The following is a 26323-nucleotide window of genomic DNA, read 5'->3' as shown; positions in this document are numbered from 1 at the left end:
AGAGCCGCGTGCGGCCTCAGGTCCGGGGTCGGATCCGTTTTCCGCAGGAAAACGGCTCTGACCCCATCGGGCCGGAAGCAGTCGAGCATGGCTCGACTCTACATAAGCTGTGTCGAGCAAGGTCGACACCTACCAGAGCCGGGTGCGGCCTCAGGTCCGGGGTCGGATCCGTTTTCCGCAGGAAAGCGGCTCTGACCCCATCGGGCCGGAAGCAGTCGAGCATGGCTCGACTCTACATAAGCTGTGTCGAGCAAGGTCGACACCTACCAGAGCCGGGTGCGATCTCAGAACATCAGGTTGATCATCAGCACCACCACACAGGTGTAGATCAGTGACAGCGGTCCGCCCACGCGCCACATCTCGCGCGGGGTGTAGTTGGCCGGGCCGGTGATCATCGAAATGACCGGGTTGGAGGCCGTCATTAGGTTGTTGGACGCCGACAGCGCCACGATCAGCGCGAATGCGGTCGGGTTGCCGCCGGCCGCCAGTGCCAGGTTCACCGCAATGGGCACCATCACGATGGTCGCGCCCACATGGCTGATCACCAGCGAGAACGCGGTCGTCAGCAGTGCCAATGCCACCTCCAGCACCCACAGCGGAATGCCGGTGGGCAGCTTGTCGATGGTGTGCCCGGCCACCCACGCGGCCGCACCACTGGAATCCATCGCCCAGCCGAGCGGAATCAGCCCGGCCATCATGAACACCGTCTTCCAGTTGATCGAGGCATAGGCCTCGTCCATGCGCAGCACGCCGGTCAGCAGCATGCCGGCCACGCCGGTCATCAGGGTCAGCGCCACCGGCAGCTTGCTGGTCAGCGCAATCAGGATGGTCAGCGCGAAGATCGCCATGGCGATCTTGAACTTGTGCGGGCGCTGTTCGCCGGTGGGGTAGTCGGTCACCACCACGAAGTCGCGGCTGCGCGCGGCCTGCGCCAGGTCGGTCCAGATGCTGTGGAAGACCAGCATGTCGCCGGCGCGCAGCTGCACATCGCGCACGTCCTCGCGGATCACCTGCTTGTCGCGGTTGATCGCCAGCAGGCTGATGCCGCGTTCCTTGCGCAGGCGCAGATCGGCCGCGCTCTTGCCGATCACGTTCGAGGTGGGCGGCACCACCGCTTCGGAAATACCGGCGCGGCTGGGATTGAACAGGTCGCCCAGGTGCTTCAGGCGCGAGGACATGCGCAGGAACTGGTTCTGCGCGAAATCGCTGATCTGCCCGCGCGGGCCCATCGCGCCCAGCACGCTGCCCACCCAGATGCGCATTTCCGCCGGCGGCGCCAGACGCGTGTCATTGCCCGTCTTCAGCGCCAGCAGCAGCGGTGCGTCGTGCAGGTTCTCGGCCTCGCCCAGGGTCATGCCCACCAGCGGGCTCTCGGCGGTCACCACCAGTTCGAAGACATCGCCTTCAATGCCGTAGGTCTTGGCGAAGTAGCTTTCGGTGCGCGCCGGGGTCACCCCGTCGTTCACCAGGTTCTCTTCCTCGATCAGCTTGCGGTCGCCGTAATAACGGAAGTACAGCAGCGAGGCCACCAGCAGGGCCACGCCGATCGGCAGCGGCGCGAACATGCGCAGCGGCTCGATGGTGGCCAGGCCGGAGGGAAGATTGTTGTTGGCCGAGGCCAGCAGATCGTTCAGCAGGATCAGCGGCGAATTGCCGACCATGGTCAGCGCGCCGCCCATCACGATCGCCGCGGAAATGGGCAGCAGCAGGCGCTGCAGGGTCAGCCCGGTGCGCGCGGCCAGGCGCGACGCCACCGGCAGGTACAGGGCCATCACCGACGGGTTCTGCATGAACGAGGAGTTCAAGCCGGCAATGGCGGTGGTCATCATCAGCAGGCGCTGCTCGACGCCGTGGCCGCGCCGCAGCAGCCACGCCGCCAGCCGGTTCAGTGCGCCGGTGCGGTCCAGGCCCGCGCCCAGGATGGTGGTGGCGATGATGCTCATCACCGCGTTACCGGAAAAACCCCCGAAGATTTCTTCAGGGGCGATCAGGCCGGTCACGCCCAGCACCACCAGCACCACCAGCGCCACCACGTCGGCGCGGATGCGCTCGAACAGGAACATCGCCATCGTGAAACCAACCAGCCCGAGCACGAGCTTCATGTCGTTGGTCAGCGTCAGCGCGGTATCCATGTGGGGCGCAGGGTCCTCGGTGGGCGGTCAGGTGCGGTCGTACAGCAGATCCCAGACGCCGTGGCCCAACTTCTGGCCGCGGGTCTCGAAATGGGTCTGCGGGCGCCAGTCCGGGCGCGGCACGCTGCCACGCGGGCCGGCACGGTTCACCAGCCCGGCGGTGGCGTCCAGCACGTCCCACATCTGCTCGGCGTAGTCTTCCCAGTCGGTGGCGCAGTGCAGGCGGCCACCGGGGCGCAGCTTGCGCACGATCAGCTCAGCAAACGCCGGCTGCAGCAGGCGGCGCTTGTTGTGGCGCTTCTTGTGCCACGGGTCGGGGAAGTAGATGCGCACTTCGTCCAGCGCACCGTCGGCAATCTCGTTCTGCAGCACTTCCACCGCGTCGTGGTGGTACAGGCGCACGTGGTCGGCGTTGTCATCGGCCAGCGCGTTCAGCAGGCGGCCCACGCCGGGGGCGTGCACTTCAATGCCGATGTAATCGCGCGACGGGTCGTGCTGGGCGGCGAAGCGCATGGCCGCACCGTTGCCGAAGCCGATTTCCAGCACCTTGTGCGCCGGGCGGCCGAAGGTGGCATCCAGGTCGCGCGGCTGGCCGTTGTAGTCGATGCCGAAGCGCGGCCAGCGTTCATCGAACGCGCGCTGCTGGGCCGGGGTGAAGCGGCCTTGGCGCAGCACGAAGCTGCGCACCTCGCGGCGGCCCTCGCTCACGGTGAAGGGCTTGGGCGGGGCCTTGGAACCGGCACTGTCGAAGGGATTGGTCATCAGCCGATCACCCCTTCCACCGGCGAAGACGCACTGGCATAGCGCTTGCGCGGAATGCGCCCGGCCAGGAAGGCCTCGCGGCCGGCTTCCACGGCCTTGCGCATGGCGCTGGCCATCAGCACCGGGTTGCGCGCGCCGGCAATGGCGGTGTTCATCAGCACGCCGTCGCAGCCCAGTTCCATGGCAATGGCCGCATCGGAGGCGGTGCCCACGCCGGCGTCGACAATGATCGGCACCTTGGCGTCTTCGATGATCTGCAGCAGGTTGTACTTGTTCTGGATACCCAGGCCCGAACCGATCGGCGCGGCCAGCGGCATCACCGCCGCGCAGCCGATCTCTTCCAGGCGCTTGGCCAGGATCGGGTCGTCGGAGGTATAGACCATCACCTCGAAGCCATCCTTCACCAGCTGCTCGGCGGCCTTCAGGGTCTGCACCACGTCCGGGTACAGGGTCTTCTGGTCGCCCAGCACTTCCAGTTTGGTCAGGTTGTGGCCGTCCAGCAGCTCGCGCGCCAGGCGGCAGGTGCGCACGGCGTCCTCGGCGGTGTAGCAGCCGGCGGTGTTGGGCAGGATGGTGAAGCGGTCCGGCGGCAGCACGTCCAGCAGGTTCGGTTCACCGGGGTTCTGCCCGATGTTGGTACGGCGGATGGCCACGGTGACGATCTGGGCGCCAGCGGCCTCGGTGGCCAGGCGGGTTTCCTGCAGATCCTTGAACTTGCCGGTGCCGGTGAGCAGCCGCGAGCCATAGGTCTTGCCGGCGATCACCAGCGAATCGGGGGAGACATGAACGTTCATGCCGCGATTATCGCCTATCCGCCTGAAGATGGGGTCACGCAGAGGACTCGCCGGGCATGGCCCGGCGCTACCACGGGTACGCAGCGGTAGCGCCGGGCCATGCCCGGCGAGCGCGCAGCGCGGCGTCCGCTGCCTCAGCCACCGCCCAGGGCGTGCACGATCTCCACCACGTCGCCTTCGGCCAAGGCGTGTTCGCCATGGCGGCTGCGGCTGACAATCTGGCCATTCACTTCCACCGCCACCCGGCGCTGAAGCAGCTGCTCGGCAGCAAGCAGATCGTGGACGGTGGCCGGGGCGGGCAGGGTGCGGGGTTCGCCATTGAGCTGGATGTTCATGCCGGCATTGTCGCTTATGGCCAGGTTGGATCGGAACCGTTGCAAATCCAGCGCAACGCCACCTCCGGCACAGTTATCAACGGGTGGTACGGGCGACAATTCATGCGGCGGCGCAGCGTGAGCAATCGGCGGTACGGTGAAACCATTCACCGTGCGCCGGCGTACGTGTGCCGGGTCCCCAACATCTTCCCCCAGGAGTTTTTACATGCTGCTCAGCAAACGCCCGATCCGCTCCCTCATGGCGGCCGCGATCGCGCTGGCCGCGCTGCCGGCCATGGCAGGCGAATCCACCTTCACCCGCACCGTCTTCATTGGTGACAGCCTGACCGACAGCGGGTACTTCCGGCCGTTGCTGCCGGCCGACGTCCGCCCGGTCACCGGCCAGTCCACCACCAACCCTGGCTGGGAATGGGCCCAGTGGGTGGCTGATTACTACGGCACCAACGCCAGCCCCAACGGCAATGGCCAGACCGGTGACAACTACGCCGTCGGCGGCGCACGGGTCGGCACCGATTTCCGCAATCCCCAGCTGGGCAATGTGCTGGTGCCTTCGCTGAAGACCCAGACGGCCAACTACCTGGCGGCCAACGGCGGCAAGGCCGATCCGCGTGCCCTCTACACCGTATGGGGCGGTGCCAACGATCTGTTCCAGATCACCAATCCGGCCCAGGCCCCGACGGTGATCGGCGCGGCCGTGACCGACCAGATCGGCATCGTGGCCAGCCTGAAGCAGGCCGGTGCCGAATACGTGCTGGTCCCGAACCTGCCCGACATCGGCTCCACCCCGGGCTTCATCGACCGCGGCGCCGCTGCGCGTGCCCAGGGCACGGCCCTGTCCAATGCCTACAACAGTGCGCTGTACGGCGGCCTGAAGCAGGCCGGCATCGACTTCATCCCGCTGGATACCTATACCCTGCTGCGCGAAATCATCGCCACCCCGGGCATGTACGGCTTCAGCAACGTCACCGGCCGCGCCTGCACCGTGCCGTCGTCGCTGACCTGCAGCCCGCTGGCCTATGTTCGCCCGGACGCGGCCAGCACCTACCTGTTCGCCGATGACGTGCACCCGACCACGGCGGCGCACCAGATGCTGGGCCAGTACGCCATCTCCATCCTGGAAGCCCCGCGCCTGCAGCAGGTGCTGAGCCATTCGGCGCAGACCATCGGCCGTTCGCGTGCCGACCAGGTCAGCCTGCATCAGAGTGGTCGTCCGGCCGATGGCCTGTCGTGGTGGGGCGGCCTGCGTGGCGACATGCAGCGCTACGACCACGCCGACGTGTACGACGGCATGGCCCCGGCCGGCCTGGCCGGTATCGATTGGGCGCGTGACGGCATGGTGGTAGGCGGCTTCGCCGGCTTTGGCCGCATGGACGCCGACTTCGGTAACAACCGTGGCGACTTCACCCAGAAGGACACCACTGCCGGTCTGTTCGCCGGCTGGTACGGCGAGCGCGTGTGGGTGAACGGCCAGGTCAGCTACACCTGGTTGTCCTACGACGTGAACCGCAAGGTGCAGCTGGGCCCGGCCACCCGCGAACACGGCGGCTCGCCGGACGGCAGCAACCTGACCGCGGCGCTGAACGCCGGCTACGAGTTCGGCACCGAAGGCGGCTTCCGCCATGGCCCGATCGCTTCGGTCATCTGGCAGAAGGTGAAGATCGACGGTTACACCGAAAGCGCCACCGCCAACACCCTGGCCACCGGCCTGGGCTACGGCCAGCAGGATGTCGATTCCACCGTGGGCCGTATCGGCTGGCAGGCCCGCTTCGACGGCGGTGCCGTCAAGCCGTACGCGCAGCTGACCTACGACCACGAGTTCGAAGACACCAAGCAGGCCAGCGCCTGGGTGCAGAGCCTGCCGGACGTGGGCATGTACCGTGTGCCGGGCATGAACTTCGACAAGAACTATGCCACCGCCATCCTGGGCGCGCGCATGGAACTGTTCGGCCTGCAGAGCAACGTGGGCATCAGCGCCACCACGCTGCAGAAGCGTGCAATGGACGCCACGCTGTTCGCCAGCTTCAGCGGCAGCTTCTGATGCAACGCGGGGTCAGAGCCCTTTCCTGGCGGAAAGGGATCTGACCCCATTGCGCCGGGGTCGGATCCGTTTCCGCCCGGAAACGGCTCTGACCCCATCGCGGCGGCCACCATTGCGCAAGACAGGCCGCTGCGCATAAGATTCCCCCCTGCAATGCGGGCGTAGCTCAATGGTAGAGCTGTAGCTTCCCAAGCTACTGACGTGGGTTCGATTCCCATCGCCCGCTCCAGCATTCCAAACCCCGGTAACGGTCAGCCCGTTGCCGGGGTTTTTTTTCAGGGCTGGGCTGAAGATGCCATCAGCTCGCCTTTCTCCAGATGCAACACGCGCGAGGCATACTCGGCAGCCTTGGGGTCGTGGGTGACCATCACCAGCGTCTTGCCGTATTCATGATTCAGCTGCTGCAGCAGCTCCATGATCTCTACGGCTGACTGCCGGTCAAGATCACCGGTAGGCTCATCGCAGATCAGAAAGTTGGGGTCGGTCACAATCGCCCGCGCGATGGCCACACGCTGCTGCTGGCCCCCTGACAATTCTGATGGGTGATGGCGCGCACGGTCGGCAAGCCCGACCAGCTCCAGCGCAATCGCGGCGCGGCGACGCCGTTCCGCACCGGGAAGTGGAGTGAGCCGAAGCGGCAGCTCCACATTCTGCAAGGCGGTCAAGGTAGGCATCAGATTGTAGAACTGGAAAACGAAACCAACGCTGCGACTGCGCCACGCCGCCAACTGGCTGCTGCCCAGTTGGTCAACGCGCGTGCCATCAACAAGAATGCTTCCTGCGCTGGGTTCATCTATGCCGCTCATCAGGTTCAACAGCGTGGTCTTGCCTGATCCAGAGGGGCCCATCAGGGCCACGAACTCACCGGCGCCTACCACCAGGTCAATGGCCTGCAGTACCTGGATGTGTTGATCGCCACGCTGGTAGGACTTGCTGACGCCGGAAAGCGAAATGGTGCAGGACATGTTGGCTCCAGTGGCCTTGGGGGAAGTCACGAGGACGAGGGCGTGGCAGTGGCGGGAGGCGAGCGCAGTGCCCTGCCTTGGAAACTGACACGGGCGGCCATATCGGGCAGGATGCGCGGGTCGCGGGTGTCCAGGCCGATCCGGGCGCGCACGGTTGCCTTGCCCCGGTCAGCCGTGGGGATGATGGCGATGACGTTCCCCGCCAGGTCCAGTTCGGGGTAGGCGTTCAGCCGGATGAGGGCTGGCATTCCAGCTGCGATCCGGCTGATGTAGGCCTCGCCGACATCCACTTCGATTTCCAGCGAGTGCATGTCCACGATGGTTGCGATGCCCGTGCGGGTGAAGCCGCTGGCTGCGCTGGGCGAAATGATCTCGCCCACCTGTGCAGCCTTGGAGGTGACAACGCCAGCGAAGGGCGCGCGGATGACGGTCTGCTCCAGTAATACCTGCGCCGCCTCGACCTGTGCTTTGCTGGCCTCGGCCGTGCTCCGCTGGGCGGCAAGTTGCGCACGCAGGCTTGCCACCTTGGCCAGTGCCTGTTCGGCATCCTGATGGGCCAGCAGCTTGCGGTCTGCAAGCTCGGTGGCGCGTTGGGCATCGCGTCGAGCCTGATCGAGCTGCGTCTGGTACTGCTGCACGAGCTTCGTGGCCGCGGCGTACTGGCGTGCTGCTATGTCCCGCGATGCACGGGCGGACCGTCCATCCAATCGGGCCAGTATCTGGCCGGTCTCGACCTCCTCTCCCTCTTCGAAGAGTACTTCGGTCACCATGCCGATGGTCTGTGCCGACACGGTGGCGGTACGACGCGCCACGACATAGCCGCTGGCGTCCAGGCCCATGGAGGGCGGATCTGCGGCAGGGAGGGAAAGGGGCGTAGTGACCGCGGCGCGGTTGCGATCGAAGGAGGTTGAAGGGGGGCTGCCGTGTCTTGCCAGTACCCACGCACCGATGCCGAGCGCCAGTAGAACGAGCACAGTCCAGACTTGCCATCGCACCGACGGCCGTATGCCAGAGATGGGCCCAACGGCCCCGGCGGCCGTGCCGCGTCGGAGCTGGTGGAGCAGATCGCTGCGAGAAGGGGGCGTTTTCGGAGTCATGGGGTATGCCTTCAGCCAGCCTGTTGAAGTGTTCGGGTCAGTTCTTCAGTGCCTGCGCCAAGCCACGGCTGAGGGTGCGACGCAGCGGCAGTACGGAACCCAGCAGGGCGAGAAGCAGGGCATACGCCAGCACCGCGGAAATCACGCTGGAATCGACGACGAACGTTGCGTATACGGCTTGGCTTGCGCCCGATGTGCCAAAGTGGGTCCCGTCCAGGAGGGCATGGACCAGCGCAGCGGCCATCAGGGACGTCAGCACTCCGACGATTGCCACCTCGGTCAGGACGGCCAGCCAGATGGATGCTGGGCTGAAGCCCAGCGCCCACAGCGTGGCCAGCTGGCGGCGACGCTTGTCCAGGACCATGTCCAGCGCTGTTGTAATGGCAAGTGCGGCTCCTGCGCCCAGCAACAGGGATACACCCAGCGCAGCTGCAGTGACCAGGCGAGTCAGAAACCCCATCTGCTGCTGGTAGTAGTCCACCTGTCCTACGAACCGGACCCCTTCCAGCCGAGGATCAGCTTGGCCCGCTGCGATCAGCTCGCCCAGCTGATCGGGGCCAGTCAACTTGATCCATGCGGAGGAAACGCCGGACGGCCGATTCGATGCTGCCTGCAGCGCTGACTGTTCTACCCAGATCTCCGATTCCCATAAGTTCCCACCGGCCTCGAGCAGACCCACCCGTCGCCACGTCGCCCCCAGCAGCTCGGTGGTGGCCTGGTTCAGCGCTGGATACTGTCCCGCCAGCGTGGCGCTCCCCAGCCACTGCCGTTGACCAGGTTCAAAACCTCCGGTTGCATGAATCGGCGCATTGTCGAGGAGCACCCAGGTATTGCGATCAATCCCGCGAAGCTGCACGGTCCCTGGTGGGCCATCGGTGCGGGGCAGCCGGGCGGTGGCAAGGAACTGGAGCGCCACGTTCGGCCGGCCATCGGCATCACGCGCAACCTGTGGAAGCTGTGAGAGCTGGGCCACTTGCTCCTGTGACAGGCTGCTGCTGGATTCGTCCGTGGCGTTGGCGGCCATCGCGAGTGCGATGTCGGACTGCCCCGTCTGGCGCGTGATGCGGTCAATGCCCGCCGGAATGGACAGCATGACTGTCAATGTTGATGCGGCTATGGCGAATCCGGTGAAGATCATCAGCGCATCGTGGGGGCGGCTGCGATGCATCGATAGCAGAATGAAGAGCAGTTGACGGACGTGTCCGGTCGTACGCATGAACGGTTTCTCCGGGTGGCGTCACGGCTGCAGGTGATCGATTGGCCGCAGGCGTGCAATGCGGTAGGCGGGCAGGGCCAGCGCAGCCACGGCCAGTAGCCCCAGTGCTGCGGGTAGCCACAGCAGCGCCCAGTTGGGAACCCGCAGTTGGCCGATTAGCCACTCGACCTGCGGATTCACTGCCGACATGACGGCGATGCCACCCATCAGACCCAGCAACACTCCCAGTACAAGCTGGGTCCCGAGTTCGGCGCTCAGTGCTGCGAACTGCAGCCGGCGACCGAAGCCCAGTGCCAGCAACCCCGCCATGCTGGCGCGCCGCACCGCGACCAGATGGGCCAGGACCGTGACGAACACCAACAGAGCGCAGGCGGCCATGGCAAGCATGACGATGCCAAGCAGGTCCTGGACCTGACCGAATCGACCCAGCGCACTTTGGACAGCCGTACTGGGTTCAGCAAGCAACGGTGGGTCGCTGCTGGCGAACCTGTGGTTGATGGCATCGGCCAGGCTTTCGATGGTGGCAGCGTCTCGTGCCGTTACTGTGCCGCGCATGACCCGATTCTGCTGCACCGGGGGAAGCAGTCTGTTGATGTAGTCATAGTGCGCATAGGCAATGCGATTGCCCAGTTGTGCTTGGGTCAGTGGCAGCACATCGATAATCGTCACTGGCATCACGATGCCTGAGAGGAGCTCTGCGGGTTGCAGGCTCATTCCGGCCTTCAGGTTGCAGCGCTCGGCAAGTTCTGCGCCGATAAGTATTCCCTGTTCGGTGCCGCGCCAGCGTTCGATCATCTCCCCCGGCACCCCGCTGGAGCGGAGCCTGGCAACGGTGCCGGAGCCGCCAATGGCGTTGAGTGGTATGACGCTGCGGCCTGCGCCGCAGGGGAGTGCGGTGACACTGAGGTAGGTGATACCGGCGACCCCGCTATGCCGTTCCAGTTCGTGCATGTAGCGAAGCGGATAGGCGTCAGCCTGCGCCCGCGCGTTGGAGATGGCCAAGCCTGCATTGATGCCACCCCCCGCCCGTGATACCAGGAATGGATCGGTCAAGGCAGACAGAACGACCCACGCGAGCACAGTGACCGCCAGTGTCGCTACCAGATACAACCCCCTGAGCTGCTGTTCGCGCAGGCGCACCACAGCCAGGAAGAATGAAGCGCTGAGTGCGTTGGCCATGACTCAGCGGTTGAAGGCGAGGTCAATGGCCCTGACGGCGCCGGGCTGACTGGCTTGAAGCGACTCCATTGCCGCGTGGAATGGCTGGCACGGCTGGGCACAGGTTTCGCTCCTCATCAGCAGCAGGGTCCACGCGCCCTCTGGCACTGCTCCCGTGTCCACACCCAGGGTTTTCAGCAGGCCGGTCACCTGAGTGAGCCGCATGGTCGATAGTGGCGCTGCCTGCGGCGCTGCCAGGATGGCCTTGGCCGCGTCAAGGTCGTCGGCATTGTCGATCCGGGCGACCAGATGGCCTGCTGGCGAGTAAACCCAGATGGCCGGCAGTTGTACGTTTGGAACCGGTTCGTTGGCAGCCGCAAGATAGGCCTGGAAGAACGCACGTACATCCGCTTTCCCTGCCGTCGCGTTCTCAGAGCCGTAGGAGGCGAAGGGCAGGCCGCACATCAAGGCGAGACCAGCCGCCACCCCCATGGAGATCTTCATGGTGTTCCTTGCTTTCAATGGAGCGCGATGGCCCGGGCGCGCAGATCGCGCCCGGGTGATGAGAATCAGAGAACGACAATCACGCAGAGATTGGCGTCGCAGATGACGATGACATCGGTCGCGGGTGCGTTTTCAGCTGCGAGAGCGTTGCTGGAACCGAACACAGAAGCAGCAAGCAGTGCAGTGGCAAACATCGAAGTGCGGATCGTCGTGAACATGCAAAACTCCATTTCAGTAGATGAGTGTCGGCCTTCCATGCCCTCGGCGCCTTGGGCCAGTGCAATGTAGGAATGCGATCGATACGACTGCAAGGCGTCGGCCCGCTTTTCGTAAAATTCTCAGACATCGGCGGGACATCACGACATTTGACGGCCGAAGATGCCCCTCTGCGCGTCGCCGCTGGCCTGTCCGTGCGGGTGGACTCCGATGGGCGTGCCTTGCCAGGCAGGCACCAGCGTCAGGTTCTGCCCTCGGAAGGGAGAGCGGCTGTGAACGCAACCCACACCAGCATCATCCCGCCGCCACACGCCCGCGCTATGCTGCGCGCCTGCCGCCCGATGCCCCCGCGATGAAGCTCGCCATCCTGTCCCGCAACAGTTCCCTGTATTCCACCCGTCGGCTGGTCGAGGCCGCGCGCGCGCGCGGGCACACCGTGCGCGTGCTGGACCCGCTGCGCTGCTACATGCGCATTGCCGCCGATGGCTTTTCGATGCATTACAAGGGCCGGCCGATGACCGGCGTGGATGCGGTCATTCCGCGCATCGGCGCCTCCATCACCCGCTACGGCACCGCCGTGCTGCGCCAGTTCGAGCTGATGGGCGCGCGCACGCCCAACCCGTCAGACGCCATCCTGCGCTCGCGCGACAAACTGCGCGCGCACCAGTTGCTGGCGGCCAAGGGCATCGACATGCCGGTCACCGTGTTCGGCGACAACCCCGACGACACTGTGGACCTGCTGTCCATGCTGGGCCCGGCCCCGCATGTGGTGAAGCTCAACGAAGGCACCCAGGGGCGGGGCGTGATCCTGACCGAAAAGGCCAGCGCCTCGCGCGGCATCGTCGAGGCCCTGCGTGGCCTGTATGCCAACTTCCTCATGCAGGAATTCATTGGCGAGGCCAAGGGTGCCGACCTGCGCTGCTTCGTGGTGGGCGACCAGGTGGTAGCGTCCATGCAGCGCCAGGCCGCCGAAGGCGACTTCCGTTCCAACCTGCACGCCGGCGGCACCGCCCAGCCGGCCAAGGCCAGCCGCGCCGAGCAGCAGGTGGCCGTGCGCTCGGCCAAGGCGCTGGGCCTGTCGGTCTGCGGGGTGGACCTGATCCGCTCCCAGCGCGGGCCGCTGGTGCTGGAAGTGAACTCGACCCCGGGCCTGGAGGGCATCGAGGCGGCCTGCGGGGTGGACGTGGCCGAGCGCATCATTGTGCATGTGGAAAAGCTGAAAAAGCCTTGACTATCAATTGCTTGTAATATTGTTCAGGGAGCGGCCGGGGGTTTAACACGGCTTTAATCGGTCGGGGCGTAGGCTTCATCGAACCGCAGCTCTGCCTCTCAGCAGGATCGGTAATCGGGATACAACTTCAGGCCCAGGCGGTTTTCCGTCTGGGCCTTTTTTATGCGGCGGCCTGCACCAGCGGCCATCGCTTGTCCACGGCGGGGTTGGCTCGTACAGTGGGGCCTTCGTTCCAGGAAGGATCGGGAGGCTGGCGATGTACCGTATTTCGATGGTCGCACTGCTGCTGGGCCTGAGTGTGGCCGCACAGGCCCGACAGGAAAGCAGCGCCGTACAGATGGACCGCCAGGCCCCCGTGGCCGAGCAGGTGCGCCGGGTCGAAAAGGCCTTGGATAATGGCGATTACAGCGAGATTTCTGCCGACGATCGCGCCCAGGTGCGGCAGGCACTGGCGCGCATTACCCAGCGCATGGGCGACCACACCACCCTGCAGGAGCTGCCGCCGGCGGTCCAGAACGAGGTGTTCAACGACCAGGAGCGGGTGAATACCCTGCTGACTCGGGCCCACGCAGACAGTCGGATGATCTGCCAGCACACCCGCACCACCGGCAGCAACATGCCCAAGAGCCGGTGCCTGACCGTGGCCGAGCGCCGCCGCATGGAGGAAAAGGGCAAGGCACTGCTGAATGACCAGCGCTCATACAGCAACTTGAACCCGAACGACCGTCGTTGAAGGCGCTTAAAGCGTTGCCAATGGCACTTGAAGGGCTTGAGCGCATGCGCATACAGTCAGCGTTCACTTCAACAAGGACGGGTATCCCATGAAGCATCCATTGATGGTTGCGCTGCTGGTTTCTGGCTTGGCACTTGGGTTTTCAGCCTATGCCAAGGAGGCCGTACTGCAGGCCGGCCAGCCGCTGCTGCCGCAGCTGGACAAGATCGACAAAGACTTGAATGACGGCGAGACCTATTCCGAACTCAGCGCCCAGGACCGCGGTCGCGTGCGCGAAACGCTGGTGCGCCTGCGCAGGGTGGGCGAGGAGTACCGCGACGGTGCTTCCATGCCTGAATCGGTCCGAACCCAAGTCTTCAACGACCAGGAGACTGTGAACGTAGTTTTGACACAGGCTCGTGAAGATAGTCGTCTAATATGCCGACGTGAAAAGACCACCGGCTCCAACCGCGCGACCACGCAATGCCTGACGGCAGCCCAGCGCGAACGCATGCGTGACGACGCCGACCGCAACCTGACGCGTGCGCAGCGTGGCGGCCCGACCAAGAACAACTAGAGGTGACAGTGAGAATCCTGGTAATCGAAGACAACAGCGACATTGCAGCCAATCTGGGTGACTACCTGGAGGACCGGGGCCATACGGTGGATTTCGCCGCCGACGGCGTGACCGGCCTGCATCTGGCTGTGGTGCACGAGTTCGACGCGATTGTCCTGGATCTCAACCTGCCCGGCATGGATGGCATCGAGGTCTGCCGCAAGCTTCGCAATGAAGCGCGCAAGCAGACCCCGGTGCTCATGCTCACCGCCCGCGATTCGCTGGACAACAAGCTGGCCGGCTTCGATTCGGGTGCCGACGACTACCTGATCAAGCCGTTCGCGCTGCAGGAAGTGGAAGTGCGCTTGAACGCGCTGTCGCGCCGCGGCAAGGGCGTGCAGACCCGCGTGCTGGAAACCGGCGATCTGGAATACAACCTGGACACGTTGGAAGTACGCCGCCAGGGCAAGCTGCTGCAGCTCAACCCCACCGCCCTGAAGATCCTGCAGGCACTGATGGAAGCGGCCCCGGCCGTGGTGACCCGCCAGGAACTGGAAACCCGTGTGTGGGGCGAAGAGCTGCCCGATTCCGATTCGCTGCGCGTGCACATCCACGGCCTGCGTGCGGTGGTGGACAAGCCGTTTGAAGTGCCGCTGATCCAGACCCGCCATGGCATCGGATACCGCATCGCCACACCGGAAGCCTGATTCGGTGGCGGCGAAAGGGGAGCGCCGGCGCACGCCTTATCGGCGGCGCCTGCGCAGCCGCATCATCGTGTCATTCGTGTTGTTGGGCTTCTGCCTGACAACCCTGTTCGCGTTCGCCACCAACTGGGCCCGCATCCGCGTGGAAAACCAGCTGGTGGAAGACGTGATGAACCGCAACATCAACGAGTACGCGCGTCGCTTCTACGAACACCCCGGGCGCAACCCGGAAGTGCCGGTGCAGCAGATCAAGGCGTACGCGTACTCGCGCGACAAGTTCGACCGGGTGCGCGAGAACCAGCCGGACTGGGCCGCGCTGCCCAACGGCAACTACAACCTGAGCGGCACCGACGAGCAGGGCCAGCCGTACGCCTACAAGCTGGCGGTGCGCAAGGCCGACGACGCCTGGTTCTTCCTCGCCTATGACATGACCGACAGCGTGCGCGGCGGGCAGCAGCTCAGCCGCGCGCTGGTGCTGTCGGTGCTGGTGTTCAGCCTGCTGTCGCTGGTGCTGGGCTGGTGGTCGGCCTCGAAGGTGATGAAGCCGGTATCTGACCTGGCCGCACGCCTGCGCGCCTATCGCGGCGGCAGCAGCGACCCCGAACCGCTGGCCCCGCGCTTCCCCGACGACGAAGTGGGACAGTTGGCGCAGGCGCTGGACGACTATTCATCGCGGCTGACCGAAGTGGTGCAGCGCGACCGCGAATTCAATGCCGACGTGAGCCACGAGCTGCGCACGCCGCTGGCCGTGATTCGCGGCGCCACCGAACTGCTGCTGACCCGCCCGGGCCTGGACGACAAGGTGCTGCAGCGCCTGCAGCGCATCCAGCGTGCTGAACAGCAGTGCAGCGATCTGATTGGCGCCTTGCTGCTGCTGTCGCGCAACGAGCGCGGGCAGGGCACCAGCAACGTGGCCCGCGTGGCCGAGCAGCTGCTGGATGCACACCGCGCACAGCTGGGCGGCAAGCCGCTGGAGCTGGTGCTGGAAGGCGAGCGCGATCTGGTGATCGACGCGCCCGAGGCCGCGCTGTCGGTGGCGCTGGGCAACCTGATCGGCAATGCGGTGAAGTATTCGCAGGATGGCGACGTGCGCGTGCACGTGGGCGGCAATGCGGTGTCGGTGACTGACAGCGGACCCGGCCTGAGCGAGGAAGATGCCGCCAAGCTGTTCCAGCGCGGTTATCGCGGCACGCATGCTGGCCATTCGCAGGGCGGTGGTATTGGCCTGTCGATCGTCAGCCGCCTGTGTGATCTGTACGGCTGGCAGGTGAGCGTGCGGCCGGGCGGCCAGCGCGGCGTGATCGCCACGCTGACGTTCTCGCCGAAGCCGCTGTAATCGGGCACACGGAAACCCGGTAGGCGCCGACCTTGGTCGGCGCTGGTGCTGCGCGCGATGTGTCGTGACTGGCGTGTGGGTGGGGGATGTTGCGCCGTTTCGCGCAGTCTTTGCTGCGTGGTGATGTGATCGGTATCGCGCAGCGGCTGTGCGTGGCGGCACGAATGGGCTGCGGGGTAGGGGCGGTGGCGCTTTTGCCTCGTGATTGACGAAGCAAGCGATGGCCTGATGGCCTGGCCGGGGCAGGTGCCTTGGCCGGGATTGGCGTCCCGAACAAACCCGACAATTCAACAGCTCCTGATGTCCCTCGTGCATCGTGGAATATGCACTGCGCTGCCGCTACGGCGGGCGGTGCGTGGGGATTCGTCAGAGTCCGCTGGAGTCTTTTTCCTGCTGTTGAGTTGTTGGGCCTCCGGTACGCCAACCCGCACCGTCCGCCACCTTGCATCCGCGGGTGGCCCCGCCGTCTGCGGAGGAGCATCGCCATGTCACAGCGCACCGCCTATCCCAACCTGCATCGCCTGGTTGGCGATTCCATCGACCAGCTTCCGGCCGAGATTGCCGAACGCATTGAAGACGTCCTCTCTGAACCCACCGACCTGCTGCCGAACCTGCTGGCCCGCATGGATGGCCGCGACACCGCCGAAGGCCAGCCGCAGAAGGCCACCGGCCTGACGCCGGCCCAGGCCGTCACCCTGGCCAGCCTGAGCCGCACCCTGGCCGGCCTGAACGCCCTGATCCAGATGCTGCACGCCGCCGAAGCCGCCCGCGTGCAAGGCAGCGCCGGCCAACAGCTGCCGCCCGACGTGGTGGAAGGTCTGCTGCTGGCCGCCCGCGAACTGGCCCAGTACGCCCGCCGCCAACTCGGCTGAAGGGCAGGGCACCCGACGGGGTCGGATCCCTTTCCGCAGGAAAGGGCTTTGACCCCAGCTCAGTCAGCCGCCCAGGGTCGGATCCCTTTCCAGAGGAAAGGGCTCTGCCCCGATCAGGCGCGCGGAAAGGCAGTTCAGTCGAGCAAGCTCGACTCTACGTGGGTTCAGCGCGCTAGCTGCAGGTTACGCCCGCAGCCAGCAGGGCTGAAGGGCGGGGCACCCGACGGGGTCGAATCCCTTTCCGCAGGAAAGGGCTCTGACCCCGATCAGGCGCGCGGAAAGGCAGTTCAGTCGAGCAAGCTCGACGCTACGCGGGTTCAGCGCGCTAGCTGCAGGTACTGCTCATGCAGCGCTTCCACCTGCGCCTGCAGCGCATCCGGGTGCCCATCATTGACCACCACGTCATCGGCCAGCGCCAGCCGCTGTGCGCGGCTGGCCTGGGCGGCAATCATCTGGTCGGCCAGCGCGGCATCGATGCCGTCGCGCTGCATCAGCCGGGCATGCTGCACGGCTTCGGGGGCGTCCACCAGCAGTACGCGGTCCAGCCACGGGTAGGCGGTGCGCCCGCCCACTTCGGTCAGCAGGGGAATGGCGGCGATTGCATAGCGGCTGGGGGCCTGTTCGCACTGCTGCTGCATCAGCAGGCGGATGGCCGGATGGGTGATGGCTTCCAGTGCCGTGCGTTCGGCCGGGTCGGCGAAGATGTGGGCGCGCAACCGCGCCCGGTCCAGGGTGCCGTCGGCCAGCAGCATGTCGGCGCCGAAGCGTTCGGCAATGCGGGCCAAGGCGGGTGCGCCGGGGGCGACCACGGCGCGGGCGGCCAGATCGGCGTCGGCCACCACGATCCCCAGCGCCTCGAAGCGCCGGGTCACTTCGCTCTTGCCGGCGGCAATGCCGCCGGTCAGGCCCACCACGTAGCGGCTCATGGCGGTGCCGTCAGCGCAGCCCGCTCATCACCAGGTACTGGTTCAGCAGCGGCTCGCCCCACATGAAGAACAGCCAGCCGGCCAGCGCCAGGTAGGGGCCGAACGGGATGGGGGTGGCCTTGTCACGGCCCCGGCTGTACAGCCAGATCGAGCCGATGATGGCACCCAGCACCGAGGACATCAGGATGATGGGCAGCACGCCCTTCATGCCGCACCAGGCGCCCAGCGCCGCCAACAGCTTGAAATCGCCGTGGCCCATGCCTTCCTTGCCGGTCAGCTGCTTGAACAGCCACCAGACTGACCACAGCGACAGGTAGCCCAGCAGCGCGCCCAGCAGGGCGGGCTTGGCGGGCATGTACAGGTTGTCGATGCTGCCTATCAGGCCCAGCCACATCAACGGCAGGGTCAACTGGTCCGGTAGCAGCTGGGTGCGCAGGTCGATGCCCGACAGGGCAATCAGGAAGCAGGTCAGCACGATGGCGCCAAAGCCCTGCCAGCCGAAGCCGAACTGCCACACGCAGGCCAGCACCATCACCGCGGTCAGCGCTTCCACCAGCGGGTACTGGATGGAAATGGGGGCCTTGCAGTGGCGGCACTTGCCGCCCTGTATCAGCCAGCTGAACAGGGGGATGTTTTCGTACCAGGACAGCTTGTGCTTGCAGTGCGGGCAGTGCGAGGGCTCCACCACGATGCCCGGCGGGGCCGGCTCGTAGTAGTCCGGTTCTTCCAGAACCTCGCGCGCATCGCGCTTCCACTGCCATTCCAGCCGCTTGGGCAGGCGCAGGATGACGACGTTCAGGAAACTGCCCAGCAGCAGCCCCAGACCGGCCGCGGCGGGGTAGCCGAGGCCGGGATGCTGGTCGAGAAATGCCATTGTTACCTTTAGCCGATGACGGCGCCGAGTTTGAAGATGGGCAGGTACATGCCGATGACCATGCCGCCCACCACGACGCCGATGAAGACCATGATCATCGGTTCCAGCAGGCTGCTAAGCGCGTCTACGGCATTGTTGACTTCCTGCTCATAATACTCTGCAACCTTGAACAGCATGGCGTCCAGTGCGCCAGCCTCTTCGCCGATGCCGGTCATCTGGATGACCATGTGCGGGAACAGGTTGGTCTGTTTCATCGCCATGTTGACCGGATAGCCGACCGACACGTCGTCACGCATGCGCAGCACAGCTTCTTCGTAGACCTTATTGCCGGTGGCGCCGGCGACGATGCCCAGCGCTTCCACCAACGGTACGCCAGCCTTGAAGGTGACGGCCGTAGTGCGAGCGAAACGGGCAATCGAACTGTTGTTCATGATCTGCCCAATGACCGGCACCTTCAGGATCAGGCGGTCCATGGTGTGCTGCATCTTTGGGGAGCGGTTGTAAGACATGACTGCTCCAACCACGGATCCAACAATCACGATCAACATCAGCCACCACCACGACAGCATGAAGCGCGACGCAGCGACAATCATCTTGGTGAATGCGGGCAGGTCCGCGCCAAATCCCTTGAACACTTCTTCGAACTGCGGAACGACAAACATCAGCAGGATGGCTGAGACAACCAGCGCTACCACCACCACCATAGCCGGGTAGAACAGTGCCTTCTTGATCTTGCCCTTCAGCGCCTCGATGTTCTCTTTGTAATTGGCGATGGTGTCCAGGACGGTTTCCAGCACGCCAGCGCCTTCGCCAGCGCGTACCAGATTTCGATACAGCTCGTCGAACTGGACTGGATGCCTGCTGATGGCTTCGTGAAGTGAAGAACCGCCCTCGATATCGGTCCGGATCCCGTCAACCATCTTCTTCATGCGGGGGTTCTTGTGCCCGCTGCCGATGATGTCCAAGGCAGAAACGATGGGCACGCCCGACTTCATCATCGTCGCCATCTGCCGGCTGAAGAACGCAATGTCGGCCGATGACACGCGCTTGCCTGCCGCCCCGAACAGTGGCTTTGGCTTGAGCTTGACCTGGCCAGGATTGATCCCCTGCCGACGTAGTTCTGCGCGCAGCAGATTGGCGTTCTTCGCCATCTGCTCGCCCTTCATCTTTACTCCACGCTTGTCGGTCCCCTGCCAGACAAACGGTTGCAACTCCATGGTGCTACGCGCCACGGGTTCTTTCTTGATCGCACTGCGACTGACAGACATGTTGGCTCCCCAAGGCCCGCCATCCCCAGGCGGGCATTCATGCCGCTGATGTTAGCCGGTTCAAGGCCGTCTGGGCAGGTCGGACAGGGGGTAATGTGGCGATCCGTGGCAGCGGCCGACCAAAGGTGACGCACCACGTCACATTGCCGCCTCCGTCGCAGAATTCTCAATGGGGGGTTCCCATCGGCGAAATAGCTGCCATCATTGGCTCGGGGAAATTCAGGGGGAGGCGTGCCGGGGTTGGCACGCAACCTGCGATGATTCACCCGCGGGGCTCAGGACACGCTCACCCGGCCATCGGCTGGACCGATCCTGTGCACTGACTCAACCACAACTATCTTGGGGATGTACACATGAAGAACCAGAAGGGCTTCACCCTTATTGAACTGATGATCGTCGTCGCGATCATTGCCATCCTGGCCGCAATCGCTCTGCCGGCGTATCAGGACTACGTGGTCAAGTCGCGCGTCTCGGAAGCCATGGTGCTGGCCGATGGCCTGAAGGCCGTGGTCGCAGACAACGCGGCGCAAGGTGAGAATGACCTGGGCAAGGGCGCCACCTTGACTTCTGCCGCAGACAACTCCCCGAACGTGACTTCGACGGCGATCACCGCCGGCACGGGTGCCATTGTTGTGACCACCACCTCGAAGGCTGGTAACGGCACCGTTACCCTGACCCCGAACGCTGGCGGTGCTGCAATCGTGGCCGGCACCCCGCCGGAAGGTACCATTGTCTGGGTCTGCACCTCGACTCTGAAGCAGAAGTACCTGCCGAGCAGCTGCACGGGCACCTAATCGCACGCCAGTCGTACGATACGGAAGAAGCCCTCGCATCAACGAGGGCTTTTTTCGTTGAGTCGTTGGGGCGCAATGTAAAGCATCGGATAGGGGGTGTCTGGTGAAATCTGCAAAGAATTCTGGTTTTACGCTGATCGAACTGATGATCGTAATTGCGATCATCGCGATTCTCGCGGCGCTGGCAGTTCCGGCTTATCAAGCGTACGTGGTACGTGCGCGTATATCGGAAGCGTTGGTCTTGGCCAGCGGCCTTCGAGCAACCGTGGTCACCAATGCATCGACGAATGCGTCAGATCTCGGTCGTGGAGCGTCTCTAACGAGCGTTGCCGATAACTCGCCGAACGTCACGTCTTCGGCCGTTGATGCGGTTTCAGGGGCGGTCACGATTCGGACGACTTCCAAGGCGGGAAATGGGACCATTCTGCTGACCCCATTTGGTGCTGGCGGGCAACCCCTCGTTGCTGGACAGTCTCCTGAGGGGAACATCGTATGGCAATGCACTTCGGACATCCCTCAGCGGTATCTGCCGTCGGGTTGTACGAATAGGTAGTGCGCCCGGTCGTGTAGGATGCAGCCTATGCTCTGATTTTCGTGCGCACTGATAGTGGGAGCATTGCAACCAATTCTGGGGTCTGGATAAGTATGAACGCAGTCACCACCGCCAACCTCGTCGGCATCACCGGTCTGGCCCGTCGCCTTGTGCAGGACGGCGCCTTGGACGAAGCCGGCGCCCGCGATGCCATGGCCAAGGCGACGGCTGCAAAGCAGCCGCTGCCGACCTGGTTCGCGCAGAACAAGGTGGTAGGAGCCGCCCAGCTGGCAGCGGCCAACTCGGTTGAGTTCGGCATGCCGCTTTTCGACGTGTCCACGTTCGACAGCAGCCAGAACGCGATGAGCCTGGTCAGCGAAGAGCTGCTACGCAAACACAACGTGCTGCCCCTGTTCAAGCGCGGCGGCAAGCTGTTCGTCGGCACCAGTAACCCGACCCATTCGCTGGATGAGATCAAGTTCCACACCAACCTGGTGGTGGAGCCGATCCTGGTCGATGAGGACCAGATTCGCCGCACGCTGGAGCAGTGGCATTCCAGCCACGACACCCTGGGTGACACGCTGGGCGGCGACGACGATGCGTTGGCCAACCTGGACGTCTCCGGTGGCGACGACGACATGTCGTCCAGCGAAAGCGGCGTAGACGCCAAGGGCGACGACACCCCGGTGGTGAAGTTCGTCAACAAGGTGCTGGTCGATGCAATCCGCAAGGGCGCGTCGGACATCCACTTCGAACCCTACGAAGACGACTACCGCGTGCGCCTGCGCATCGATGGTCTGCTGAAGATGGTGGCGCGCGCGCCGGTGAAGTTGAACCAGCGCATTGCCGCACGCCTGAAGGTGATGGCGCAGCTGGATATCGCCGAAAAGCGCGTACCGCAGGATGGTCGCATCAAGCTGAACCTGTCCAAGAGCAAGCAGATCGACTTCCGCGTCAGCACCCTGCCGACCCTGTTCGGCGAAAAGGTGGTGCTGCGTATCCTGGACGGCAGCGCGGCCAAGCTGGGTATCGACAAGCTGGGTTACGAGCCGGACCAGCAGAAGCTGTTCCTGGAAGCCATCCACAAGCCCTACGGCATGGTGCTGGTGACCGGCCCGACCGGTTCGGGCAAGACGGTTTCGCTGTATACCGCGCTGGGCATCCTGAACGATGAAACGCGCAATATTTCCACTGCCGAAGACCCGGTGGAAATCCGTCTGCCCGGCGTGAACCAGGTGCAGCAGAACAACAAGCGCGGCATGACCTTTGCGGCGGCGCTGCGCTCGTTCCTGCGACAGGATCCGGACATCATCATGGTGGGTGAAATCCGCGATCTGGAAACGGCGGAAATCGCGATCAAGGCGGCGCAGACCGGTCACATGGTGCTGTCCACGCTGCATACCAACGATGCGCCGCAGACCATCGCGCGTCTGATGAACATGGGCATTGCGCCGTACAACATCACCAGCTCGGTCACCCTGGTGATCGCGCAGCGTCTGGCGCGCCGGCTGTGTAACAACTGCAAGCGCCCGGCTGATCTGCCAGCGCATGCACTGCTGGCTGAAGGCTTCACCCAGGCACAGTTGGATGCGGGCATCCAGCTGCACGAAGCGGTGGGCTGCGATGAATGCACCGAGGGCTACAAGGGCCGTACCGGCCTGTACCAGGTGATGCCGATGACCGACGAGATTTCCACCATCGTGCTGGCCGGCGGCAACGCACTGCAGATTGCCGAAGCCGCGCAGGCGATCGGCGTGAATGATCTGCGCCAGTCGGCGCTGAAGAAGGTGGCGGCGGGTGTGACCAGCCTGGCCGAGATCAACCGCGTTACCAAGGATTGATGCGGTTGGCCCGGTAGATCCACGCCATGCGTGGATAACGCTGGCCCCATGGGGTCCCGATGGGGTCAGAGCCCTTTCCTGCGGAAAGGGATCCGACCCCGGGTCTTCCGGCCCTTATTCCATGCCCAGCTTTTTCAGCTTGTAGCGCAGCGCGCGGAAGGTAATGCCCAGCTGCGCGGCGGTGCGGGTCTTGTTCCAGCGGTTCTCTTCCAGCGCACGCTGGATGGCGCTGCGTTCCAGCTGCTCGATGTACGAGGGCAGGGCGGCATTGCCGGGCTGCAGGTCGGCCACGGCTTCGGCCACTACGGCCGGTTGGCCGCCCGCGGCCGTGCGCGGGGCGTGCTGCGGCAGGCGCAGGTCGTCGGCGCCAATGCGGTCTTCTTCGGCCAGCGCCAGGGCGCGTTCCAGGATGTTTTCCAGTTCGCGCACGTTGCCGGGGAAGCCGTACTGGGCCAGTGCGTCCAGCGCTGACGGTGCGAGCAGCGGGGTGCCACGGCCGTGGCTGCGGGCCAGCCGGGCCAGGATGGACCCGGCCAGGTCGGGCAGGTCCTGGCGGCGCTCGCGCAGCGGCGGCACCTTCAGTTCGATCACGTTGATGCGGTAATACAGGTCGTGGCGGAAGCGGCCGTCTTCGACCAGCTCGGCCAGGTCCTTGTGGGTGGCCGACAGGATGCGCACGTCCACCGGTTCTTCGTTGGACGCGCCCACCGCGCGCACCGATTTTTCCTGGATCGCGCGCAGCAGCTTCACCTGCATCTGCAGCGGCAGTTCGGCCACTTCATCCAGGAACAGGGTGCCGCCATGGGCGGCCTGGAACAGGCCCGGCTTGTCGGCGTGGGCGCCGCTGAAGCTGCCCTTGCGGTGGCCGAAGAACTCGCTTTCCATCAGCTCGCTGGGAATGGCGCCGCAGTTCACCGGCACGAACGGGCCGGCCGCGCGGGCGCCCTGGGCGTGGATGGTGCGGGCCACCAGTTCCTTGCCCACGCCCGATTCGCCCAGGATGTAGACCGGGGCCTGGCTGCGGGCCACTTTGCCAATGGTGGTGCGCAGCACGTCCATGGCCGGCGAACTGCCCAGCAGGCGCGCGGCCTGTTCGGCGGCGGGGCCGGTGGCGGGGCGCTCGGCGTTGTTCAGTTCGAGTGCGTGCTTCACCAGCCCGCGCAGCACCGAAATATCCACCGGCTTGCTGACGAAATCGAAGGCGCCGGCCTTCAGCGCTTCCACCGCCAGGTCCATGCTGCCGAAGGCGGTGATCATCGCCACCGGGGTGCGCGGGTAGTGGTGGGCGATTTCGCTGACCAGTTCAATGCCGTTGCCATCGGGCAGGCGCATGTCGGTAATGCACAGATCGTAGGGATTGCTGGCCAGCAGCTCGCGCGCTTCGGCAAGGTTGGCGGCGGTGCTGATGCGCAGGCCCATGCGGCCAAGGGTCAGCACCAGCAGTTCGCGGATGTCGCGTTCATCGTCGACGATGAGAGCGCTGCGGGTTTCGTTCATGGGCGGAAAGATAGCCGAGGGGGGCGGAAGCGACAAATACTTGACGCGCTGGATCAGGTCGGAAGCAGGGTGTGCGGGCCCGGCAGGACCAGGCGGAAGCACGAGCCGCCGGCCGGCACCGGGATGTAATCCAGGCGTGCCTGGTTGGCGCGGCACAGCTCACGGGCGATATACAGGCCCAGGCCGGTGCCGTGCTCGGACGTGGTGAAGAACGGGCGGAACAACTGCGCGGCCACCGCTTCGGGAATGCCGGGGCCGCGGTCCATCACGTCGATCACCGCGTTGCGCTCGTGCAGGGCCACGCGCAGGCGCACGCGCGCCGGCTGCTGGCCCACGCGGCCATACTTCAGCGCGTTGTGTACCAGCACGGTCAGCACCTGGTACAGGTGGCGGGTGTCCACCTGCGCCGGCACCGAGGTGTCGGTGATGATCGGTTCGATGCTGTCCGTTTCCAGCGTCTGGCCCTGCTTGTACTCCAGCACGAAGCGGCGCACGAAGGCGGCCAGATCGACGTTTTCCGGGGTGGCGCGTTCGCGCCGGGCCAGGCCCAGCACGCTTTCCACGATACTGTTGGTGCGCTGGCACTGCTGGTGGATGATCTGCAGCAGGCGGCGGTCGCTTTCGTTGAAGCCGGTGCCTTCTTCCAACAGCTGCACCGCGTAGTTGATGGCGGCCAGCGGGTTCCGGATCTCATGGGCCAGGCTGGCCGAGAAGCGACCCATGGCCGACAGCGTGAGCGATTCGGCGCGGCGCGAGACCACGCTGGAATCGTCCAGGAACACCAGGGCCAGATCGCTGCCGGCCAGCAGGCGGGCGAAGCGTGGCTGCACTTCCGGCTGGTCGGGGGTGAGCTGCAGCGGCAGTTCATCCTGGGTCCAGCCGTTGCGCCAGCGGTTGAGGCGGCGTGCCAGTTCCGGGGCGATGCTGGCCAGGTCCAGGCGGCCGGTTTCGCCCACGCCATCGTTGTCGCCCAGCAGCAGCGATGCCGCTTCGTTGGCCAGGGTGATGCGGTTTTCGCCATCGACCACCAGCACGCCGGTGCGCATGCGGCGGATGATCAGTTCGTTGATCTGGAACAGGTTGGCCACTTCGTCGCCGCGCTGGTTGGCCAGCTGCTGGTTGCGGCGCGCGCGGTTGCCCACCTGGTAGCTGATGAAGGCCAGCGCCAGGTAGCTGGTGGCGAACATGGCCAGTTCGGCCAGGGTACGGGTGGGGTCGCCGCCTTCCAGCACCTTCCACAGGTATTCGGCGGCGGTGGCCACGCTGGCGGCCAGCGCCAGACACAGACCCCAGCTGAGCGGCAGCAGGGTGGCGGCGGCGGCGACGTTGAACAGCAGCGACATCGAAATGCCGGCGCTGGCGCCGGGCAGGGCGTGCGCAAGCAGGCTGGCGGCGACGATGTCCAGCAGCACGCCGCCGACCACGGTGGGACGCAGCCAGCGCTCGCTGCGGCCGATCAGCAGCCACAGCAGCGACAGGCCCAGGTAGGTGCCGCCCACGGCATAGGCCAGGCGCGGGTGGTGGGCTTCGCCGACCATGGCCGACAACGGGCTGTAGAGCAGGGCGGCGATGACCGACGCGATCAGCACCCGGTACAGGGCGAAGAAGTACAGCTCACGCCGCGGTATCGATTCGATGCGGTCGATCAATGAAGCACTGGGTGACACGCCGGAACTCCCCTTCTGGCTGCCTGGAACTGGGTTTGACGGCGGTGGCCTGCAGCGTAGCCGATGTTCCCCCGATCATCGGAACCGCTTTGGCACGGCCGCCCCAAGTATAGGCCTGTGGAAGCGATTTCCTGCGCAATCGGGCCCGGGCGGGCGCGTGGCCGGGCCGGCCCCGCGCCCGCAACTGCCTGAATGACGGCGGAAAACTGCCCGGGTCTGGCCATTTGTCCATACTTCTTTGCGCCCCGGCGCCGGCTCGGCCACAATAGTGGGCCCGCCGCGGTCCATGCCGGCGC

The 26323-nt window shown here is 65.1% G+C and carries 25 protein-coding genes and 1 tRNA gene; 11 read left to right on the top strand and 15 right to left on the bottom strand.

From position 1 onward, the window contains the following. Positions 1-284 precede the first annotated feature (284 nt). From C1932_RS15430 to thiS, 4 genes are all read right to left on the bottom strand, one after another. Positions 285-2132, bottom strand: a complete 1848-nt coding sequence (locus C1932_RS15430) for an SLC13 family permease (RefSeq protein WP_108762753.1) — start codon at positions 2130-2132, stop codon at positions 285-287. Between the two features lie 27 nt (positions 2133-2159). After that, positions 2160-2894, bottom strand: a complete 735-nt coding sequence (gene trmB / locus C1932_RS15425; RefSeq protein WP_006387461.1) for a tRNA (guanosine(46)-N7)-methyltransferase TrmB — start codon at positions 2892-2894, stop codon at positions 2160-2162. Next, the gene (locus C1932_RS15420) at positions 2894-3688 is read right to left on the bottom strand and encodes a thiazole synthase (protein WP_108750910.1); all 795 of its coding nucleotides are present in this window, start codon (positions 3686-3688) and stop codon (positions 2894-2896) included. The genes trmB and C1932_RS15420 overlap by 1 nt, the downstream gene beginning before the upstream one ends. A 134-nt stretch (positions 3689-3822) precedes the next feature. Beyond that, positions 3823-4023: a sulfur carrier protein ThiS gene (gene thiS / locus C1932_RS15415; RefSeq protein ID WP_108753977.1), complete on the bottom strand. Its 201-nt coding sequence runs from the start codon at positions 4021-4023 to the stop codon at positions 3823-3825. Positions 4024-4228: 205 nt separating this feature from the next. On the opposite strand from thiS, the gene C1932_RS15410 reads away from it, so the two are divergent. Continuing rightward, positions 4229-6061 (top strand): autotransporter domain-containing protein, encoded by a 1833-nt coding sequence (locus C1932_RS15410; protein WP_108762752.1) that lies wholly within the window; start codon positions 4229-4231, stop codon positions 6059-6061. A gap of 155 nt (positions 6062-6216) precedes the next feature. Then, positions 6217-6290, top strand: a tRNA-Gly gene (locus C1932_RS15405). A gap of 46 nt (positions 6291-6336) precedes the next feature. On the opposite strand, the gene C1932_RS15400 is transcribed toward C1932_RS15405, so the two are convergent. From C1932_RS15400 to C1932_RS19860, 6 genes are all read right to left on the bottom strand, one after another. Beyond that, positions 6337-7026, bottom strand: coding sequence for an ABC transporter ATP-binding protein (locus tag C1932_RS15400; protein ID WP_108762751.1), 690 nt, complete (start codon positions 7024-7026; stop codon positions 6337-6339). A 26-nt stretch (positions 7027-7052) separates the two neighbouring features. Continuing rightward, positions 7053-7865, bottom strand: a complete 813-nt coding sequence (locus tag C1932_RS15395) for an efflux RND transporter periplasmic adaptor subunit (RefSeq protein WP_159094553.1) — start codon at positions 7863-7865, stop codon at positions 7053-7055. A gap of 295 nt (positions 7866-8160) precedes the next feature. Further along, positions 8161-9339: an FtsX-like permease family protein gene (locus C1932_RS15390; RefSeq protein ID WP_108762749.1), complete on the bottom strand. Its 1179-nt coding sequence runs from the start codon at positions 9337-9339 to the stop codon at positions 8161-8163. Between the two features lie 21 nt (positions 9340-9360). Further along, positions 9361-10518 (bottom strand): FtsX-like permease family protein, encoded by a 1158-nt coding sequence (locus C1932_RS15385; protein WP_108762748.1) that lies wholly within the window; start codon positions 10516-10518, stop codon positions 9361-9363. Positions 10519-10521: 3 nt separating this feature from the next. Continuing rightward, positions 10522-11001: a hypothetical protein gene (locus tag C1932_RS15380; RefSeq protein ID WP_108762747.1), complete on the bottom strand. Its 480-nt coding sequence runs from the start codon at positions 10999-11001 to the stop codon at positions 10522-10524. A gap of 65 nt (positions 11002-11066) precedes the next feature. Continuing rightward, positions 11067-11219: a hypothetical protein gene (locus C1932_RS19860; RefSeq protein ID WP_159094552.1), complete on the bottom strand. Its 153-nt coding sequence runs from the start codon at positions 11217-11219 to the stop codon at positions 11067-11069. A 350-nt stretch (positions 11220-11569) separates the two neighbouring features. Between C1932_RS19860 and rimK the strand changes: the two genes are divergently transcribed. From rimK to C1932_RS15350, 6 genes are all read left to right on the top strand, one after another. After that, a complete protein-coding gene (gene rimK, locus C1932_RS15375) occupies positions 11570-12448 on the top strand; it encodes a 30S ribosomal protein S6--L-glutamate ligase (protein WP_108750907.1) in 879 nt (292 codons plus the stop codon). Between the two features lie 256 nt (positions 12449-12704). Beyond that, positions 12705-13181 carry a hypothetical protein gene (locus tag C1932_RS15370; RefSeq protein ID WP_108762746.1) on the top strand — a complete coding sequence of 159 codons (477 nt, stop codon included), beginning with the start codon at positions 12705-12707 and terminating at the stop codon, positions 13179-13181. 88 nt (positions 13182-13269) lie between these two features. Beyond that, positions 13270-13737, top strand: coding sequence for a hypothetical protein (locus tag C1932_RS15365; protein ID WP_108762745.1), 468 nt, complete (start codon positions 13270-13272; stop codon positions 13735-13737). Between the two features lie 8 nt (positions 13738-13745). After that, positions 13746-14423 (top strand): response regulator transcription factor, encoded by a 678-nt coding sequence (locus C1932_RS15360; RefSeq protein ID WP_005410804.1) that lies wholly within the window; start codon positions 13746-13748, stop codon positions 14421-14423. After that, positions 14386-15756 (top strand): HAMP domain-containing sensor histidine kinase, encoded by a 1371-nt coding sequence (locus C1932_RS15355; RefSeq protein WP_108750905.1) that lies wholly within the window; start codon positions 14386-14388, stop codon positions 15754-15756. The genes C1932_RS15360 and C1932_RS15355 overlap by 38 nt, the downstream gene beginning before the upstream one ends. Positions 15757-16241: 485 nt before the next feature. Beyond that, positions 16242-16628 (top strand): hypothetical protein, encoded by a 387-nt coding sequence (locus C1932_RS15350; protein WP_108753968.1) that lies wholly within the window; start codon positions 16242-16244, stop codon positions 16626-16628. Positions 16629-16945: 317 nt separating this feature from the next. Here C1932_RS15350 and coaE read toward each other — a convergent pair whose 3' ends face one another. The 3 genes from coaE to C1932_RS15335 are packed head-to-tail and all read right to left on the bottom strand — an operon-like array spanning position 16946 to position 19696. Beyond that, entirely contained in the window at positions 16946-17554 is a 609-nt protein-coding gene (gene coaE / locus C1932_RS15345; RefSeq protein ID WP_108762744.1) for a dephospho-CoA kinase, read from the bottom strand. A 10-nt stretch (positions 17555-17564) separates the two neighbouring features. Next, positions 17565-18428: an A24 family peptidase gene (locus C1932_RS15340; RefSeq protein WP_108753966.1), complete on the bottom strand. Its 864-nt coding sequence runs from the start codon at positions 18426-18428 to the stop codon at positions 17565-17567. 8 nt (positions 18429-18436) lie between these two features. After that, on the bottom strand, positions 18437-19696 hold the full coding sequence (locus tag C1932_RS15335) for a type II secretion system F family protein (protein WP_108762743.1): 1260 nt from the start codon (positions 19694-19696) through the stop codon (positions 18437-18439). A 353-nt stretch (positions 19697-20049) separates the two neighbouring features. On the opposite strand from C1932_RS15335, the gene C1932_RS15330 reads away from it, so the two are divergent. From C1932_RS15330 to pilB, 3 genes are all read left to right on the top strand, one after another. Further along, positions 20050-20490 carry a pilin gene (locus C1932_RS15330; protein WP_108762742.1) on the top strand — a complete coding sequence of 147 codons (441 nt, stop codon included), beginning with the start codon at positions 20050-20052 and terminating at the stop codon, positions 20488-20490. Positions 20491-20593: 103 nt separating this feature from the next. Next, the gene (locus C1932_RS15325) at positions 20594-21043 is read left to right on the top strand and encodes a pilin (RefSeq protein WP_199911970.1); all 450 of its coding nucleotides are present in this window, start codon (positions 20594-20596) and stop codon (positions 21041-21043) included. 92 nt (positions 21044-21135) lie between these two features. Continuing rightward, on the top strand, positions 21136-22863 hold the full coding sequence (gene pilB, locus C1932_RS15320; protein WP_108762740.1) for a type IV-A pilus assembly ATPase PilB: 1728 nt from the start codon (positions 21136-21138) through the stop codon (positions 22861-22863). A 114-nt stretch (positions 22864-22977) separates the two neighbouring features. On the opposite strand, the gene C1932_RS15315 is transcribed toward pilB, so the two are convergent. Further along, positions 22978-24360, bottom strand: coding sequence for a sigma-54 dependent transcriptional regulator (locus C1932_RS15315; RefSeq protein ID WP_108753962.1), 1383 nt, complete (start codon positions 24358-24360; stop codon positions 22978-22980). Between the two features lie 53 nt (positions 24361-24413). Next, positions 24414-26027: an ATP-binding protein gene (locus C1932_RS15310; protein ID WP_108762739.1), complete on the bottom strand. Its 1614-nt coding sequence runs from the start codon at positions 26025-26027 to the stop codon at positions 24414-24416. Positions 26028-26323 lie beyond the last annotated feature (296 nt).

It is taken from the genome of Stenotrophomonas sp. YAU14D1_LEIMI4_1, assembly GCF_003086815.1.
Lineage (GTDB): Bacteria > Pseudomonadota > Gammaproteobacteria > Xanthomonadales > Xanthomonadaceae > Stenotrophomonas.
Note: the sequence above shows the minus strand (reverse complement) of the source record. Positions and strands in the feature narration are given on the sequence as shown.